Consider the following 15,296-nt stretch of genomic DNA (forward strand, 5'->3'; position numbering starts at 1 on the left):
ATTGCCGGGGAGGGACCAGGAGTGAAGAAACTCGTCGTTGAATCCCCCGCGAAGGTGAACCTGTCGCTGGAAGTGCTGGGTAGGCGCGCGGACGGGTACCATTCTCTTCGCGGTATCATGGTTCCCGTAACGCTGGAAGATGTCGTCACCTTCACGCCGGGCGGGCGGGGGTTCGTCTTCCACGCAGGCCAGGGAACTCCCCGTGGCGAAGGCAACCTTGCCCATCGGGCAGCGACGCTCCTCATGGAAAGAACCGGAGTTCGGCACGCGCTGGATCTCCGCGTCCTGAAGAGAATCCCGGTGGCGGCGGGACTCGGCGGCGGCAGCTCGGATGCGGCGGCGGTACTGGCCGGGCTCAACCGAATGTGGGACCTGGGTCTGTCCGGCGCGGATCTGGAGAGTCTGGGGCTGGAGCTCGGCTCGGATGTCCCGTTCTTCCTTCGCGGGGGGATCTGTGTTGCAGAGGGGCGCGGAGAGGAACTGGAGCGCCTGTCGGTGCCGGTCGTGCCGGAGTTCGTGCTGGTTCATCCTCCCATTCGGGTTTCCGCGGGATGGGCCTTCGATCACATTCCGGAAGAACACCCCCGGGCAACGGGCGCGACCAACATGCTCCGCGTGGCACTGGCGACCGGGCGGCCGGAACTCCTTGGGCCGCACCTGGTCAATGATCTTCAGCCGGGAGTAGAGGCGGAACACCCGATCGTCCGGGAAATCCGGGAGCGGCTTCTTTCGGCCGGAGCCCTCGGAGCGGTCATGTCGGGCAGTGGTCCGACGGTCCTGGGTGTGAGTGCCGACGCGGAGAGCGCGAACCGCGTTGCGGCGGAGATGGAGGATTCCCGCTGGAGGGTCTATCGCGCGTCGGTGGCATCGAGTCAGGTGGAGGAGACGACCTCCCCCTGAAGACAGGGTGGCTGGGAGTGTGGGAGCGGGGGGATGCATCCATGGAAATCACCGAGGTCCGTATATCTCTTCGAGAAGAAGAGAAGCTGAAGGCGTTCGTGACCATCACCTTCGACGGATGTTTTGTCGTCCGGGGGGCGAAGGTCATTGACGGGAACCAGGGGCTTTTCGTCGCCATGCCGAGCCGCCGAAAGTCAGACGGGACATTTCAGGATGTCGCCCACCCGATCTGCGCGGAGATGCGAAGGGAACTGGAGGAGCAGGTTCTCGACGAGTACTATATCGAAGCGGAGCGGCAGGATGAGCCGGCCCGGGAGTATGCGGACGCTTCGAGGGACGCAGGCGGTTGATTCTCGTCCCCCTGGGGGGGGCGCTCTTCCGGGCGGGATCACGCTGGGGCGTCGTCAAGTGGTAAGACACCGGCCTTTGGAGCCGGCATTCGGAGGTTCGAATCCTCCCGCCCCAGCCATCACGCGTCGCCGGATTCAGCTTGCCCCGCCCCCGGGATCCTCGCTAGAATGCGCGCCCGTTCTGCGCCCTTCCTGTTCCGGAGGAGAGTGACCCTTGGCGGACGACATGGTTCTGTTCTCGGGGACGGCCCATCCCGACCTGGCCGCCCGGATCGCGGACGAGCTTGGAACAAAGCTCGGGTCCGCGGAGATCTCCCGTTTCTCCGACGGAGAGGTCTTCGTGAAGCTGAACGAGAATGTCCGGGGCGTGGATGTCTTCATCATCCAGCCGACGCTGGCCGGTGCGGATCACCTGATGGAGCTGTACATGCTCATGGACGCGGCTTCGCGTGCCTCGGCCGCCCGAATCACCGCAGTGATTCCGTACTTCGGATACGCCCGGCAGGATCGCAAGGACCAGCCGCGCGTCTCCCTGGCCGCAAAGCTCGTGGCCAATCTCATCACGACCGCCGGAGCGGACCGCGTGCTGGCCATGGATCTTCACGCTTCGCAGATTCAAGGGTTCTTCGACATTCCGGTGGATCACCTGTACGCCGCGCCGCTGTTTACAGAGCACTTCTCGCGGTTTGATCCGGGGGAGATCACGGTGGTCGCCCCGGACCTCGGCAGCGTGAAGATGGCGCGCGCCTACGCGAAGCGACTCGGCGCGTCGTTGGCCATTGTGGAAAAGAGGCGGCCCAAGGCGAACGAGGCGGAGGTGATGAATGTCATCGGCGCCAGCGAGGTGGCGGGGCGGAACCTGCTGATCATCGACGACATGATCGACACGGGGAAGACGCTCGTTCAGGCGGCGAAGGCCCTCCGGGAGGCGGGTGCGCGGGACATCTATGCGTGCGCTACGCACGCGGTCCTGTCCGGCGAAGCCCGGACGCGTCTCTTCGAGTCGGATGTGTCCGGGCTGATTGTCACCGACACGATTCCACCCGGAGATTCCACCGACCGGATTACCGTGCTGTCCACGGCTTCTCTTTTTGCAGAGGCGATCCTCCGGATTCACCGGATGGAGTCGCTCTCGGTGTTGTTCGACAACTGAGTTTCACTGCCTGACTCTTCGGGGCGGGCCCAGCAAGGAATGCGTACATGAAGACGATCCAGATTGAAGCAGCGCCCCGGGAGCGGCTCGGGAAGGGCGGAGCCCGTACTCTCCGCCGCGAGGGGCGCATTCCGGCGGCTCTCTACGGGCAGGGCCGGATGGAGTCGCTGTCCGTGGGACGCAAGGAGTACCTGGAAGCGCTGGCCGAATCCCACGGCGACAATGTCCTGTTTGATGTCGTGATCAGTGGCGGCGATCCGCTGCGGGCGATCGTGCGTGAGACCCAGATCGATGTGCTGAGTCGCGAGATCACCCACCTCGACTTCCACCACATCTCCATGACGGAGAAGATCCGCGTGGCGGTGGCTATTCACCTCACGGGTGAACCCGAGGGCGTGAAGACTTTCGGCGGCGTGCTGGAGCATGTCACCCGGGAGGTCGAGGTCCTGTGTCTCCCGTCGGACATTCCGTCTCATCTGGAAGTGGATGTCTCGGGGCTCTTGATCGGCGATTCAGTCCATGTCTCGGACCTCGCCGCGTACGGAGCCGACATCCAGGAGGAATCCGACCGCGTGATTGCCATGGTCGCCGCCCCGACGGTGGTTGAAGAGCCGACGGAGGAGGAAGAAGAAGGCGAAGAGGGTGCCGAGGGTGCCGAGGGTGCCGAGGGTGCCGAGGGTGCCGAGGAAGGTGCCGAGAAGGCCGAAGGTGCGGAGGATTCCGGGGACGATGGGGCGAAGTCCTGAATCTGTGGATTTCATCGTCTTCGGGCTGGGAAATCCGGGCGCGGAATACGCCCGGACCCGGCACAACCTGGGCGTGATGGTCGTAGACGCGCTGGCCGGGGGTTCCGAAGGAGCGTTCCGTGCGGGCGCGGGCTCCTGGGTGGAGCGTCGCTTTACGGAAGGTCGGCGAACGGGAGTTCTGGCGCGTTCGCTCTTGTGGATGAATCGGTGCGGGGAGTCGGCGCGTGAGGTTCTGGACTCGCACGCCGTCGCCCCGGAGGACTTTCTGGCCGTTTCGGATGATCTGGATCTCCCCCTCGGGCGGGTTCGATTTCGTCGGGACGGGGGCGAGGGCGGGCACCGGGGGATTCGCTCGGTGATCGAGGCTTTGGGAACGGAGGCGTTTCCCCGCTTGAGGCTGGGGATCGGTCGTCCGGAGGTGGAGGCGGCGCGTGCGGGCGTTGTGGAGCATGTGCTGGACGCGTTCCGGGAAGAGGAGCGCGAGGCGGTCGATCGGACCGTGGCCGTGGCGGTGGATGGTGTCCGGTTTTTCCTTCGGGAGGGCGTGGACGCGGCCATGAACGAGTTCAACGCCGGCTGATGGATTTAGTCGGTTTTCGCGGGGACGGGCAGGTTGCGCGTCCCTTTTTCCGAGTGTTCTGAATCGGGGGTTTTTGCACCACATGAACAACCCGTGGTTGATTCCGGCGGCCGGATGTCTGGCTCTCCTGTTTGCCCTATTCAAGGCAAACTGGGTCAATCGGCAGGATCCCGGCAACGAAAAGATGGTGGAGATCGGGAAAGCGGTTCGTGAAGGAGCCATGGCGTTCCTGGGCCGTGAGTACCGTGTCCTTGGTGTGTTCGTTCTTGTTGTGGCGGGGCTGTTGTTTCTGGCCTATCGCGGGCAGGGGATGGGGCTGATCGCGCTGTCGTTTGTGGTCGGCGCGCTCTGTTCGGGCGTAGCCGGGTTCATCGGGATGCGCGTGGCGACCGCCGCGAACGTCCGCACCACGAACGCGGCCCGCGAGAGTTTGAATGCAGCGCTTGGCGTCGCGTTCAGTGGCGGGACCGTCATGGGGATGGGCGTGGTCGGGCTGGGGGTCATCGGCCTCGGCGGGCTCTGGATTGCCTATGGCGGATCCGGGGCGGGGGGCAGTGGGCTGGCGGATATCATCCAGAAGCTCACCGGATTCAGTCTGGGCGCCTCTTCCATTGCGCTGTTCGCGCGCGTGGGCGGCGGCATCTACACGAAAGCCGCGGATGTGGGCGCGGACCTCGTCGGAAAAGTCGAGGCGGGCATTCCGGAGGACGACCCCCGGAACCCGGCGACCATTGCGGACAATGTCGGCGACAATGTCGGTGATGTCGCGGGGATGGGCGCGGACCTCTTCGAGAGCTATGTCGGGTCCATCATCGGCGCCATGGTGCTGGCCACTGCGTTCGGCGCGGCTGCCGGCGTCTATGCCTTCCTGCCGCTGGTTCTCGCAGCCACGGGGATCATCGCTTCGATCGTCGGGACCTTTCTCGTTCGGACAAAGGAAGGCGGCAACCCGCAGGCGGCCCTCAACACGGGGACCTTCGGCGCGGGCGCGCTGATGGTTGTGGCATCGTGGTTCGTCATTCCGGCCGTGCTTGGTGGAAGCGCCGGGGGGGAGGGCGCACCGCCCGCGTCCAGCGTCTTCTTCGCGACCATTGCCGGGCTCGTCGCCGGAATTCTCGTGGGCCTCTTGACGGAGTACTACACGGCGGAGTCGAAGGGGCCGGCGCGGTCCATCGCGCATGCTTCCGAGACGGGGAGTGCTACCAACATCATTGCCGGTCTCGGCGTGGGCATGACCTCCACGGCGCTGCCTGTGGTGGTGATCGGGCTGGCCATCCTGGTTTCGCACCACCTTGCCGGTCTGTACGGGATTGCGATTGCAGCGCTCGGTATGCTGGCGACCACCGGGATTCAGCTGGCAGTGGACGCGTACGGGCCCATCGCCGACAACGCGGGCGGCTGTGCGGAGATGGCGGAACTCCCACCGGAGGTTCGCGGCCGCACGGACAAGCTGGACGCGGTCGGGAATACCACGGCGGCCATCGGGAAGGGCTTTGCGATCGGGTCCGCGGCGCTGACGGCGCTGGCGCTGTTTGCGTCGTATCAGAAGATCGCGGGAGTGGAGAGCATCGATGTCTCCAAGCCGAATGTGATGGCCGGACTCCTGATTGGGGGAATGCTGCCGTACCTTTTCTCCTCCTTCGCGATGAAGGCGGTGGGGAAGGCCGCATTCGACATGATCGAAGAAGTGCGCCGCCAGTTCCGGGAGATCCCCGGGATTCTGGAAGGGACGGCGCGGCCGGACTACGCGCGTTGCGTGGACATCTCCACGGCGGCGGCCATCAAGCAGATGGTGGTGCCGGGGCTTCTGGGGATTCTGACGCCGGTGTTCTTCGGGTTGGTCCTGCGAGATGCGGAAATGCTGGCGGGCGTGCTGGCCGGTGTGACCGTCTCGGGTGTGGTGCTTGCCATCTTCATGGCGAACTCGGGCGGCGCATGGGACAACGCGAAGAAGTACATTGAGGAAGGGGCTCACGGCGGAAAGGGATCCGACGCCCACAAGGCGGCGGTGGTTGGCGATACGGTGGGAGATCCTTTCAAGGACACGGCCGGACCTTCGCTGAACATCCTGATCAAGCTGGTCTCCGTGATCAGCCTGGTTCTTGCGCCGATCATTGCGAAGCTGACCCCGATATTCTAGTTCTGCACCGGGCGCCGGGGGGGCGTGAACCCCTCCGGCTGTCCGGGAGAGTGCCACTTTGACGGGCTTGACGACGGCCTGGAGGGCGGGTAGACTGCCTCCCCTTGTGGCAGGATCCGACATTGCAGGCGCATGACCGACCCCCGCGAAGGGGTCGTTCCCGGGAGGAACCCAAGCATGCGAATTTACGAAACGACCTTCATTCTCGTGCCCTCTCTGGAAGAGCAGGGCATCACCGAGGAAGTAGACTCCATCAAGGAGTTCATCACTTCCCACGGCGGCGAAGTCACCGAAGAGAAGCTCTGGGGAAGACGCAGGCTGGCCTTCCCGATCCGCAACGCCACCGAAGGTGTGTACTACATCCTCCGGTTCAGCCTCGATCAGGGGCAGATTCCCGAACTGGAGAGGACCTTCCGACTGAACAGCAATATGCTGCGCTACCTCCTGCTTGTCAGCGAGGGAACGCCGCTGGACCAGATCGGCCGGGAAAACGAGTCCGAAGAACGCGACAGAGGCTTCCGTGGGCGTGGAGGGTATCGCGACCGCGAACGGGGTGGGGATCGAGATCGGGCGAAGTCGGCCGATGCGAAGGAGGACGCACCGTCTTCCGGGAGCACGGAAACCGCAGACTCCGCCGAATCGACCGAACCCGTAGCGGAGTCGGCGGACACCGGAGCACCGACTCCGGAGCCCGTGGCGGAACCTGCCACGACCTCTGCGGAAGGGGAGAATAACCATGAGTGAACTGAAGCTTCCCTCCCTGAACAAAGTCATGATCACAGGTCGGCTCACCCGGGATCCCGAGGTGCGCTATATCCAGACCGGCGTTGCCGTCGCCAAGCTGGGACTGGCTTCCAATCGCTACATCCGGGACCGGGACAACGCCAGCGGGTGGAAGGAAGAGACCTGCTTCGTCGATGTCACCGCCTGGCGTGAACTGGCGGAGCGGTGCGCGGATTCCCTGAAGAAGGGGAGTTCGGTGCTTGTCGAGGGGCGGCTCCAGAGCCGGTCCTGGGAAGACAAGGAGACCGGCAAGAAGCGTACCGGACTGGATATTGTCGCGGACCGCGTTCAGTTTCTGGACCGGCGTGGCGATGGACAGAGCGCTCCGGCCTACGCCGGTGGCGGACAGAGCCAATCAGCCGCTCCGGGGGGTTCGTCCCAGGGCGATGGAGACGACATTCCCTTCTAGATACTCGAAGACCCCGCATGGTTCCTCCGGCTCCCGGGCCGGAGGGATCGGGTGGGTCCGCCTGAAGGAGGCAGCAGCATGGGTGATCGCCGCAAGGTGTGCAGGTTTGATCAGGACAGGCTCGGCGCGGTGGACTACAAGGACATCGGTCGCGTCCGCCGCTATGTGACGGACCGGGGGAAGATTGTTCCCCGGAGGATTACGGGGAACTGCGCGTATCACCAGCGGTCTTTGACCACGGCGATCAAGCGGGCGCGCTATCTGGCGTTGCTTCCCTCCTCGGCGGAGCACTACCACCACCGGTAGCCGTCCGAGGGGGTGAGGCTGGTGGATCGAAGACTGACGGCTCTGGCGCTGCTGGCTCCGACGGCCTTTATCGTCGCGGGGGCGGTTCCCGGGCTGGGTTTTCTTCCCTGGCTACTCGTCCCGGCGGCGTCGCTGGCATGGGCCGTCCGCGTGGGGGCTTTGGGCTGGGCGCTGGCGATGGGTGCGGGGGCACTCGTGGTGGCCGGGCTGATGGGGCCGCGCTTGCCGGAGTTTACGGCGGCGGTCGCGTCCGGGTGGGTCATCGCGCGTGCACTGGGGCGCGGAAGGTCACCCGGGGAAGCTCTGGTGTGGGCCACCGTCCCCATGGTTCTGCTCGTCTCTCTCTCGATTCCGGGAGGGGGCGGGTTGCTGGCCGAGGAAGTTCGCTCGGTGTTGGACGAGCTGCTCCGTGGAGCGGCCGTGCGCGGAGATATTCCCGCGGAGCGGCTGGACGAACTTCGCGTGGGGGCTGAGGTGGCGCTGGATGTGCTCGGCCGAATCTGGCTGGCCTATCTGGCGACCGTGTTCTGGGGTTTTCTGGCGCTCGGCTATGCGGGGGTATCCCGCTGGGTTGGAGGCGGCCGGATTCCACGCCTGCCGCCGCTGGAGCTGTGGCAGGTTCCCGACCGGGTGGTGTGGGCGCTTCTGGTCGGGCTGGTCCTGGTTCTTCTCCCGATGGACGCGGGGAAGAGCCTGGGCTGGGGGTTGGTGTACCTGGCGGGTTTTGCCTGTGTTCTGCGGGGACTTGCCGTGCAGGTTTGCTTCCTCCGGAAGCGCGGACTCGGAAGACCGGGACAGCTTGTGGTCCTGGCGGGATTGACAGTGTTCTTCCTGCCTGCCCATCTGGCCGTGACGACGGGTCTTGGGGTTTTCGACACTTGGTTTGATTTCAGGGGGTTACGCCCCCCCGGTGAGAGGGACAATCCTCTGGGCTTCCTTCGGCGCCCGTCGAAACGGGACGGTCAAGAATAGGGGAGATGACATGAAGGTCATACTGACGATGGATGTGGAGGAAGTCGGGAGCCGGGGTGAACAGGTCGATGTCGCGGCCGGATTCGCCCGGAACTACCTGCTTCCGCGTGGCGAAGCGGTTCCGGCAACGCCGGGCAATGTCCGCATGATGGAGGAAGAGCAGCGGCTGACGGATGTCCGGGGGCAAAGATCGCTCCGGGATGCCGAGAAGGTGGGGTCCTTTCTGGAAGCCACGGATGTCTTTGCCACGCTGAAAATTGGCCGCGAAGGCAGAGCATTCGGTTCGGTGACGAGCCAGCAGATTGCCCTTCTTCTGAAGCAGGCCGGAATGGAAGTGGACCGGCGCAAGATCCGTTTGCCGAAGCCCATTCGCCGGCTTGGCGTGATGGATGTCGCGTTGAACATCCACCCCGATGTGGAGACGGTCGTGACCGTGTTTGTGGATCGCGAGGGCGGTTCCCGCGAAGGCGCTCAGATGGAGCAGGAGAAGTTCGAGGCCGCGGAGAGAGAGGCCGAAGAGGTCCGGCGGCTGGAGGCCGAGGAGCGTGCTGTTCGGGAGAAAGAGGCCGAGGAGATCATGGCCGAGGCAGTCCGCCGCGCCGAGGAGCGCAAGGTCCGTGAAGAAGAGGAAGCCGCTGCCCGGGCAGCTCGAGAGGCGGAATCCAGGGCGACCGTGCCCGAGGGCGCCGAGGAGTCTGACGGAGAGGAAGCGTCCTCGGACGCGGATTCTCCGGCCAAGACGGAAGAGCCCGCACCGGAGTCCACCGAATCCTGAGAAAGGGCAGGAGGGGTCGGATGTTTATTCCCTGGAGGCGCGCAGCTCTTCCGGCACTGCTGCTCATCTCCGGGTGCTCCGGAGACTCCTCCACGGAGGCGGATGACGCAGTGCTCGTCGTGGTCGGGGGCACCCCCATCACCGAGTCTGCGGTCGCTTCGCACTTTGCTGAACTTCCTCCCGACATCCGGGCAGGCCTGCGTGGCCCTTCGGGTCGGGAAAAGGTCCTTGCCCGCCTCGTGGAAGAGGAACTTCTCTATCGCGGCGCGCTGGATGACGGACTGGAGCAGGATCCACGCGTTGCCGCCGCGCTGCGGGCCGCTCGCCGGAGCATCCTCTCGCGGGCGTTTCTGGACCGGCGAAGAGACCAGGTGGCACGCGTTTCCGAAGAAGACCTTCGTGCCTTCTACGACTCCCACAAGGAGGACTACAGCGTTCGGAGAACACTCCGGGTGCGGCAGCTTCTGGTATCCACCCGGGAGAAGGCGGATGAGATCCGGGAGCAGGTGGTCGCGGGGCAGCTGGACCTAGAGGATGCCTGCTGGCGCCAGAGCGACCATCCTCAGGTGGTTCAGGAACACGGGCTTCTCCCGGAGTGGATTCGCAAAGGCCGGGCGGTGGGCTGGTTCGGGAATCACCCGCGCTTTCATGAGGTGGTCTTTGAGTTGGCTCCCGGGGAGGTGAGCGAGGTCTTTGAGACCGCATTCGGCTTCCATGTCGCCCGGATCGAAGAAGAGCGTCCCGCCAGCACGCGCCCCTTCGAGGCTGCCCGCGCAGATATTCTGGCTCGAATGTCGCAAGAGCGCATGGGCAAGCTGGTGCCGGATGTCATGGAGGCGCTGCGCGGGGAATACGGCGTGGAGTACCCGGAAGAGCAGGATCCGGAGGCTGGCGTCCGCCGGCTCTTTGAAGAAGCTCAGGCGGAACCTTCCCCCCGGCGCAGGCTGGCCCTTTACGAACAGCTGGTCGAGGAGTATTCAGGGAGCAGGTACGAGGTCGAGGCGCTGTTCATGATCGGCTTTATCCTGCGCGAGGAACTCGCGGATGCAAACGGAGCCGAGCGGGCCTTCCGCCGTGTTGTGGAAGAGTTCCCCGAGTCGGATCTGGCCGCGTCGGCGCGTTGGCTGCTTTCACCGACAGAGGGAGAGCCTCCTTCCGCAGTCGCAGCGCCACCCCCTCCCGATGAGGAGGATTCGCCATGATGGAAGTAAAGGTGTCCGGGCTGGCCATCGACGAGAGGACTCACACGCCCGTCGTTCTCCTGCGTGAAGAGGGTGGCGGAGGAATGCTCCCCATCTGGATCGGTCCCTCGGAGGCCAGTTCCATTGCGATCGAGCTGGCCGGGCGCAAGTTCCAGCGTCCGCTCACGCACGATCTCCTGAAGACCGTGATCGAAGGACTGAAGGCGCGCGTCGCCCGCGTGGCGATTGTCGGCTTGCAGGAAAACACCTTTTTCGCGCGCGTGTTTCTGGAACGGGAAGGAGAGCTCCTCTCCATCGACGCCCGTCCCTCGGACTGCATTGCGCTGGCTCTCAGGAGTTCCTCCCCGATCTTCGTGCGAGAGGAACTTCTTCGCGACGAAGAAGACCTGGCGCCCATGGCAGAGGAGAAGTCCATGGAGGATCTTCAGCGAAAACTGGAGGACATGGACCCGGAGGAGTTCGGAAAGCTGTGGTCCTAGCCTGCGTGGCGCGGCAGTCTGTGCTGCGGACTTGCGGAGGCCTCTCCCTCCTGGTGCTGTCGGTGTTCCTCGCAGGATGTGGCACGCGCGCGCCGGTGGTGCCCGTCGACCCTGTTCCCCGGACTCCGAAGCCTGTCCCCGCCTCGACGACTCCCGAATACCCCCCGGCTGTTCGTGCGGCCCTGCGCCTGTCTGATCCGGGGAGTACGGTTGCGGTTTCGCGGCAATACCGGGACACCCATCCGGGGTCGGCTTTCGAGGTTCGCCTGATGCTGTTAGAGGCGGGCACTTTGGCGCAGATGGGAAGATTCCCCGAAGCGAAGCTGGCGTTTTCGCAGGTAGCGAGCGCACCTTCGGGTCGAACCGCTCGGGCAGAAGCGTGGGAGGGGGTCGCTCTTTGTGAGGCGGCGGAGGGGCACCCCGCTGAAGCGGCACGATCCTGGATGCTTGCGTGGGATGAGTCTTCCGGGGAAGGCCGGAAGAAGCGGCACACGGATCTGGTGTCTGCGCTGTCCAGAGTCCCGTTGCCGGAGTTGCGGGGCCTTTCGCGCGAGAGCGGGGCCGGGAACTCCCGGGAGCTGGTTCTGGCGGAACTGCGGCAGCGCGGAGATCTGGACCATGGGGCGTCCGTCACCGTCCTGGCACCTCTCAGCGGCCGCCTTGCGGAGTTCGGTGCGGACTTTGTTCTCGGCGCTCGCCTGGCTCTGGAGGACGGCGCGGGCGGCGATTCCCTTCCGCCTCGTCTTGTGGTGCGAGATACGGGAGGCAGCCTCCCCGTAGCCCTGTCGGCTGCGCGCGCAGCCATCAGGGAAGACCGGAGCGTCGCGATCATCGGGCCGCTTCTCAGCAGCAGCGCCCACGGGGTGGGTGCCATGGCTGCGGCCTGGGACATTCCCGTTCTGGCACCACTGGCGGGAGATCCGCGCCTCTCGATGGACGGTTCCGGCGTCTTCACGCTGGCCCCCCCCGCGTCAGCTCTGGCGTCTCCTCTGGCCGAAGCGGCGGTTCATGTGCTGGGCTACCATCGCCTGGGGGTCCTTCTGCCGGAGGGAGAGGATTGGGCCGCATTCGAAGAGGCCTTTCGTCTCACCGCAGAGAGCCTGGGGGCGCAAGTGCTTCTCTCGCTGGTATACGACCCGTCGGAAACGGACTTCCGAAACCCGATTGATCGACTGGAAGCGGAGAGCGTCGAGGCCGTCTACTTCCCCGGGGGGGTGGCGGAACTTGAGAAACTCGTGCCGCAGCTGGGCTTCTACGATTTCACCCCGCGGGTTTTCGGCAACGGCCCCTGGCTGGATCCGCGGGTTCTGGACTCCGGGAACTCGGCGCTGCAGGGAGCGGTGTTTGCTGCCGAACGCGCGGAACTCCCCGAGTCGGACTTTCGCATGAGGCTGTCGCGTGCCGTCCACGCCCGGTCTCACGGAGAGGTGACGCGCTTCCATGTGGGCGGCTATCGGGCCATGGCGGATCTCCTGACAGCGTGCGCGATGGGGACCGAATCCAGGCGAGCGCTGTCTCTTGCCCTGAAGCTCCGGAATCTCTGGGAGTCACCCCCGGACGCGGCCGTCGTGGAGACCGTGACCTTCCGGGATGGGGTGTTCGGCCCCGTCGAATGGGCAGCCCGATTCAATCTTCCCCCGGAGCCGGACCCGGAGCCGCCACCGCAGGCAAAGCCGGTTCCGGAGGAGGGGGAGGACACGGACGAAGTGGGCGCGGAAGGGACGGTCGACGGGGTGGAAGATGCCGGGGAAGCCGAGGAAGAGGTCGAGGAGCCCCCCACGAAGGTCTCCCGCAACCCGGCGTCTCTCTGGCGCGAGTGATCGTGCCTGCCCGCCGGTCTTCGTCTTTTCGCTCGACATCCCGGCCGGGTGCCTGATACGACCTTCCCCCCAAAGGAGGGAGTTTTGATGGATCGCCGCCCGGTATCTTCAGGTTCCCGCGGACGCTGGGGCAGTCGCCTGGGGTTCATCCTTGCCGCTGCCGGAAGCGCCGTCGGGCTGGGGAACATCTGGAAGTTCCCCTACATCACCGGAGAGTACGGGGGCGGGGCGTTTGTCCTCGTCTACCTCCTGTGCATCATGGTGGTCGGGCTGCCGCTCATGTACTCGGAGCTGATCATCGGGCGCCGTGGAGGCAAGGATGTGCTGGGTGCCATCCGGGGACTGACCGCACATCAGGGGCCGGCCGGGATGGCGGCAAGCTGGTTTGTGGGGATTCTCGCGGTAGGGTCGGGTTTCCTCATCCTGTCGTTCTACTCGGTCGTGGCCGGATGGGCGTTCCACTTTCTTGGCGTGTCGGTGAAGCTCATCCCCGCTCATGTCGATGGAGCTGGAGCGACCTTCGATGCACTCACCGCAAACCCTGTCATGTCAACCATTTGGCACACTCTCTTCATGGGCTTGGTCATCGCCGTGGTGGCTCGTGGAGTGCATGACGGGATCGAATCGGCCTGCAAGCGATTGATGCCCGCACTCATTGGCATTCTGGTGCTCCTCCTGATCTATGTGGGGTTCCGGGGCGGGCTGGCGGAGTCGGCCGCGTTTCTCTTCCGTCCGGACTTCGGGAAGCTGAGTCCGGAGGCTGTGCTGGAAGCTCTGGGGCACGCGTTCTTCACCCTCTCGCTCGGGATGGGCGCGATGGTGACCTACGGATCCTACCTGGGCAGCGAACGCAATGTCGTCCGGGACGGGCTGGCCGTCGCTATCCTCGACACCGCGATCGCCCTCCTGGCCGGCCTCGTGATTTTCGCGGTGGTTTTTCAGGCAAACGGAGAACCGGGAACAGGGCCGGGGCTGGTCTTCGTCACGCTTCCCGGGCTCTTTCTCGATATGCCGCTGGGCACCTTCTTCGGGATCGCCTTTTTCGTGCTGCTCATTTTCGCGGCGTGGTCCTCGGCGATTTCGCTTCTGGAGGTGGTCGTAGCCTACCTCACCGACGAACACGGATTCGCCCGGCCCCGTGCCACCTGGATCATCGGTGGGCTCATCTGGGCGGTGGGGGTGGCGTCGGCGGTCTGGATGCCGGTTCTCGATTTCCTCGACGATCTGACGACGCGCTACATGCTCCCTCTCGGCGGGCTGGGGATCGCGATCGCGGCGGGGTGGCTGCTCCGTCGAGAGGATCGCGAGTCCGGACTGCTCGCTCTCGGCGGCGCTGGCCGGGGGCTTGCCGCAGTGTGGACTTTCCTCATCCGGTTTGTGACTCCGGTTCTGGTTCTTCTCGTGATCCTGTTCAAGATGGGCGCGCTTCCGTTCGGCAAATGAGCGACTTCCACCGATGGGCCACAGCCCTGCTTCTGCTGGCTGCCTCGGGGTGCGCGCGAGAGGCCCCGGACCCGGATCCGCTTCCCGTGCTGGGCGCGGTCCTGCCGCTGTCGGGGCCCTACGCGGACGCCGGAACGGAAGTGCTGGCTGGATTGCGCATGGCGGCGGCTTCTCCTGGCCAGCTTGCTTTTGAGTTGCGCGTTGCTGACGGGCTGGGCACTCCCACCGGGACGCTGGCCGCGCTCCAGTTGCTGGCGGCGGACTCCTCGGTGGTCGGTATCGTCGGGGGGTGGATTGCCGCAAACGGGCGCATACTGAGCGCGGCGCCGCTGGAGAACCCGCCGGTCCGCCTTCTGCTCTCTCCGCTGGCGTTCACGGGACCCTCCTCCGGCGGCGATGGCGTCTTTGCCCTCCATCGGATTGAGTCGCTGGGCGTCGCGGCCGCAGGGTTCGCCCGGGAGGATCTGGGTGCGTCGCTGGCCGGGATCGTCGGGTCGGACGCCAGCGAGGCGTCGCGTCTCTTGCGTGCGGGGTTCGCTCACGAGTTTGAAGGCGAAGGCGGGCGGATTCTGTGGACCCTCTCGCCGGACCCCTCCGGGCGAGTGGCTCCGCCTCCGTCGGGAGGGGAACGCCCGGATGTGGTGTTCGTTGCCGGGCCGTCCGACTGGGCCGGGAGCGTGCCCATTCCCCGGGGAAGGCGTGAGAGTCCCCCTGCGTTTCTCTTCCCGGAGGGGTGGAATCTCGATGCGGCAGCCTCCCTGGGGGAGAAGGGGGCCGCGGCGTATCGCGTGTCCTTCTTCAGCGACACGGGGACTTCTCCGGGGTGCCGCCGGCTTCGGGAGGAATGCACGCTGGCGGGAGTGCGCCTGACCCCGGCGCTGGCCGCCGGGTGGGATGCGGCACGGCTTCTCTCGCTGGGTATGGCGCGGGGAGGGGCAAGCCGGAGTGGCCTTGCCGGAGCGCTTCCTTTTGTGGAAGGGCACGACGGCGCTTCCGGACCGGTCCCGGTGTCGCGAAGCGGAACTCTCCGGGAGGCGCCGGCGGTTTCCTCTCTCGGGGGAGGAGGTCCGGTGTTCCTCCGACGGGTCGAGGCCATTCTTCCCGCAGAGGACTGATCGCCCCATCCCGCGCGGGCAGCGGCTTTCGGGATCCGCTTGACTCCACGCGGGGTGCGTCGCACCATGCTCACCGCGGACGGTCGCAACCCGGGAGGCCGCCATCCGCACCCTCTGGCCGAC

At 65.5% G+C, this 15,296-nt stretch carries 16 protein-coding genes and 1 tRNA gene; all 17 read left to right on the forward strand.

Features of this window, described 5'->3' with window-relative positions:
• Nucleotides 1-21 precede the first annotated feature (21 nt).
• The 17 genes from ispE (at nt 22) to QF819_06175 (ending at nt 15,173) form a co-directional block, all read left to right on the forward strand.
• Nucleotides 22-900 carry a 4-(cytidine 5'-diphospho)-2-C-methyl-D-erythritol kinase gene (gene ispE / locus QF819_06095; GenBank protein ID MDP6802728.1) on the forward strand — a complete coding sequence of 293 codons (879 nt, stop codon included), beginning with the start codon at nt 22-24 and terminating at the stop codon, nt 898-900.
• Between the two features lie 41 nt (nt 901-941).
• Nucleotides 942-1,250 carry a septation regulator SpoVG gene (spoVG, locus tag QF819_06100; protein MDP6802729.1) on the forward strand — a complete coding sequence of 103 codons (309 nt, stop codon included), beginning with the start codon at nt 942-944 and terminating at the stop codon, nt 1,248-1,250.
• Between the two features lie 44 nt (nt 1,251-1,294).
• Nucleotides 1,295-1,369 (forward strand) — tRNA-Gln (locus QF819_06105).
• A gap of 95 nt (nt 1,370-1,464) precedes the next feature.
• Nucleotides 1,465-2,403: a ribose-phosphate pyrophosphokinase gene (locus tag QF819_06110; protein ID MDP6802730.1), complete on the forward strand. Its 939-nt coding sequence runs from the start codon at nt 1,465-1,467 to the stop codon at nt 2,401-2,403.
• Nucleotides 2,404-2,450: 47 nt separating this feature from the next.
• On the forward strand, nt 2,451-3,149 hold the full coding sequence (locus QF819_06115; GenBank protein MDP6802731.1) for a 50S ribosomal protein L25: 699 nt from the start codon (nt 2,451-2,453) through the stop codon (nt 3,147-3,149).
• Entirely contained in the window at nt 3,133-3,729 is a 597-nt protein-coding gene (gene pth, locus QF819_06120; GenBank protein MDP6802732.1) for an aminoacyl-tRNA hydrolase, read from the forward strand. Before QF819_06115 ends, pth begins: the two co-directional genes overlap by 17 nt.
• An 82-nt stretch (nt 3,730-3,811) precedes the next feature.
• The gene (locus QF819_06125) at nt 3,812-5,869 is read left to right on the forward strand and encodes a sodium-translocating pyrophosphatase (GenBank protein MDP6802733.1); all 2,058 of its coding nucleotides are present in this window, start codon (nt 3,812-3,814) and stop codon (nt 5,867-5,869) included.
• 177 nt (nt 5,870-6,046) lie between these two features.
• Nucleotides 6,047-6,613, forward strand: coding sequence for a 30S ribosomal protein S6 (gene rpsF / locus QF819_06130; protein MDP6802734.1), 567 nt, complete (start codon nt 6,047-6,049; stop codon nt 6,611-6,613).
• Nucleotides 6,606-7,061: a single-stranded DNA-binding protein gene (ssb, locus tag QF819_06135; GenBank protein MDP6802735.1), complete on the forward strand. Its 456-nt coding sequence runs from the start codon at nt 6,606-6,608 to the stop codon at nt 7,059-7,061. Before rpsF ends, ssb begins: the two co-directional genes overlap by 8 nt.
• 78 nt (nt 7,062-7,139) lie before the next feature.
• Nucleotides 7,140-7,367, forward strand: coding sequence for a 30S ribosomal protein S18 (gene rpsR / locus QF819_06140; GenBank protein MDP6802736.1), 228 nt, complete (start codon nt 7,140-7,142; stop codon nt 7,365-7,367).
• A 21-nt stretch (nt 7,368-7,388) separates the two neighbouring features.
• Nucleotides 7,389-8,339 carry a DUF2232 domain-containing protein gene (locus QF819_06145; protein ID MDP6802737.1) on the forward strand — a complete coding sequence of 317 codons (951 nt, stop codon included), beginning with the start codon at nt 7,389-7,391 and terminating at the stop codon, nt 8,337-8,339.
• Between the two features lie 10 nt (nt 8,340-8,349).
• On the forward strand, nt 8,350-9,114 hold the full coding sequence (gene rplI, locus QF819_06150) for a 50S ribosomal protein L9 (protein ID MDP6802738.1): 765 nt from the start codon (nt 8,350-8,352) through the stop codon (nt 9,112-9,114).
• Nucleotides 9,115-9,134: 20 nt separating this feature from the next.
• The gene (locus QF819_06155; GenBank protein ID MDP6802739.1) at nt 9,135-10,316 is read left to right on the forward strand and encodes a peptidyl-prolyl cis-trans isomerase; all 1,182 of its coding nucleotides are present in this window, start codon (nt 9,135-9,137) and stop codon (nt 10,314-10,316) included.
• A complete protein-coding gene (locus tag QF819_06160) occupies nt 10,313-10,795 on the forward strand; it encodes a bifunctional nuclease family protein (GenBank protein MDP6802740.1) in 483 nt (160 codons plus the stop codon). The genes QF819_06155 and QF819_06160 overlap by 4 nt, the downstream gene beginning before the upstream one ends.
• Before the next feature lie 299 nt (nt 10,796-11,094).
• The gene (locus QF819_06165) at nt 11,095-12,615 is read left to right on the forward strand and encodes a penicillin-binding protein activator (GenBank protein MDP6802741.1); all 1,521 of its coding nucleotides are present in this window, start codon (nt 11,095-11,097) and stop codon (nt 12,613-12,615) included.
• 87 nt (nt 12,616-12,702) lie between these two features.
• Complete coding sequence (locus QF819_06170; protein ID MDP6802742.1) at nt 12,703-14,058, forward strand: sodium-dependent transporter; 1,356 nt, start codon at nt 12,703-12,705, stop codon at nt 14,056-14,058.
• Nucleotides 14,055-15,173 (forward strand): ABC transporter substrate-binding protein, encoded by a 1,119-nt coding sequence (locus tag QF819_06175; GenBank protein ID MDP6802743.1) that lies wholly within the window; start codon nt 14,055-14,057, stop codon nt 15,171-15,173. Before QF819_06170 ends, QF819_06175 begins: the two co-directional genes overlap by 4 nt.
• Nucleotides 15,174-15,296: the final 123 nt, after the last annotated feature.

The sequence above is a fragment of the Gemmatimonadota bacterium genome, assembly GCA_030747075.1.
Lineage (GTDB): Bacteria > ARS69 > ARS69 > ARS69 > ARS69 > ARS69.

What these genes read in the sequence shown, in the direction of transcription:
- rpsR (MDP6802736.1), top strand. Translation starts at nt 7,140, where the DNA reads ATGGGTGATCGCCGCAAGGTGTGCAGGTTTGATCAGGACAGGCTCGGC.
- QF819_06160 (MDP6802740.1), top strand. Translation starts at nt 10,313, where the DNA reads ATGATGGAAGTAAAGGTGTCCGGGCTGGCCATCGACGAGAGGACTCAC.
- QF819_06115 (MDP6802731.1), top strand. Translation starts at nt 2,451, where the DNA reads ATGAAGACGATCCAGATTGAAGCAGCGCCCCGGGAGCGGCTCGGGAAG.
- ssb (MDP6802735.1), top strand. Translation starts at nt 6,606, where the DNA reads ATGAGTGAACTGAAGCTTCCCTCCCTGAACAAAGTCATGATCACAGGT.
- QF819_06175 (MDP6802743.1), top strand. Translation starts at nt 14,055, where the DNA reads ATGAGCGACTTCCACCGATGGGCCACAGCCCTGCTTCTGCTGGCTGCC.
- pth (MDP6802732.1), top strand. Translation starts at nt 3,133, where the DNA reads ATGGGGCGAAGTCCTGAATCTGTGGATTTCATCGTCTTCGGGCTGGGA.
- QF819_06155 (MDP6802739.1), top strand. Translation starts at nt 9,135, where the DNA reads ATGTTTATTCCCTGGAGGCGCGCAGCTCTTCCGGCACTGCTGCTCATC.
- spoVG (MDP6802729.1), top strand. Translation starts at nt 942, where the DNA reads ATGGAAATCACCGAGGTCCGTATATCTCTTCGAGAAGAAGAGAAGCTG.
- QF819_06165 (MDP6802741.1), top strand. Translation starts at nt 11,095, where the DNA reads ATGGGAAGATTCCCCGAAGCGAAGCTGGCGTTTTCGCAGGTAGCGAGC.
- rplI (MDP6802738.1), top strand. Translation starts at nt 8,350, where the DNA reads ATGAAGGTCATACTGACGATGGATGTGGAGGAAGTCGGGAGCCGGGGT.
- rpsF (MDP6802734.1), top strand. Translation starts at nt 6,047, where the DNA reads ATGCGAATTTACGAAACGACCTTCATTCTCGTGCCCTCTCTGGAAGAG.
- QF819_06170 (MDP6802742.1), top strand. Translation starts at nt 12,703, where the DNA reads ATGGATCGCCGCCCGGTATCTTCAGGTTCCCGCGGACGCTGGGGCAGT.
- QF819_06125 (MDP6802733.1), top strand. Translation starts at nt 3,812, where the DNA reads ATGAACAACCCGTGGTTGATTCCGGCGGCCGGATGTCTGGCTCTCCTG.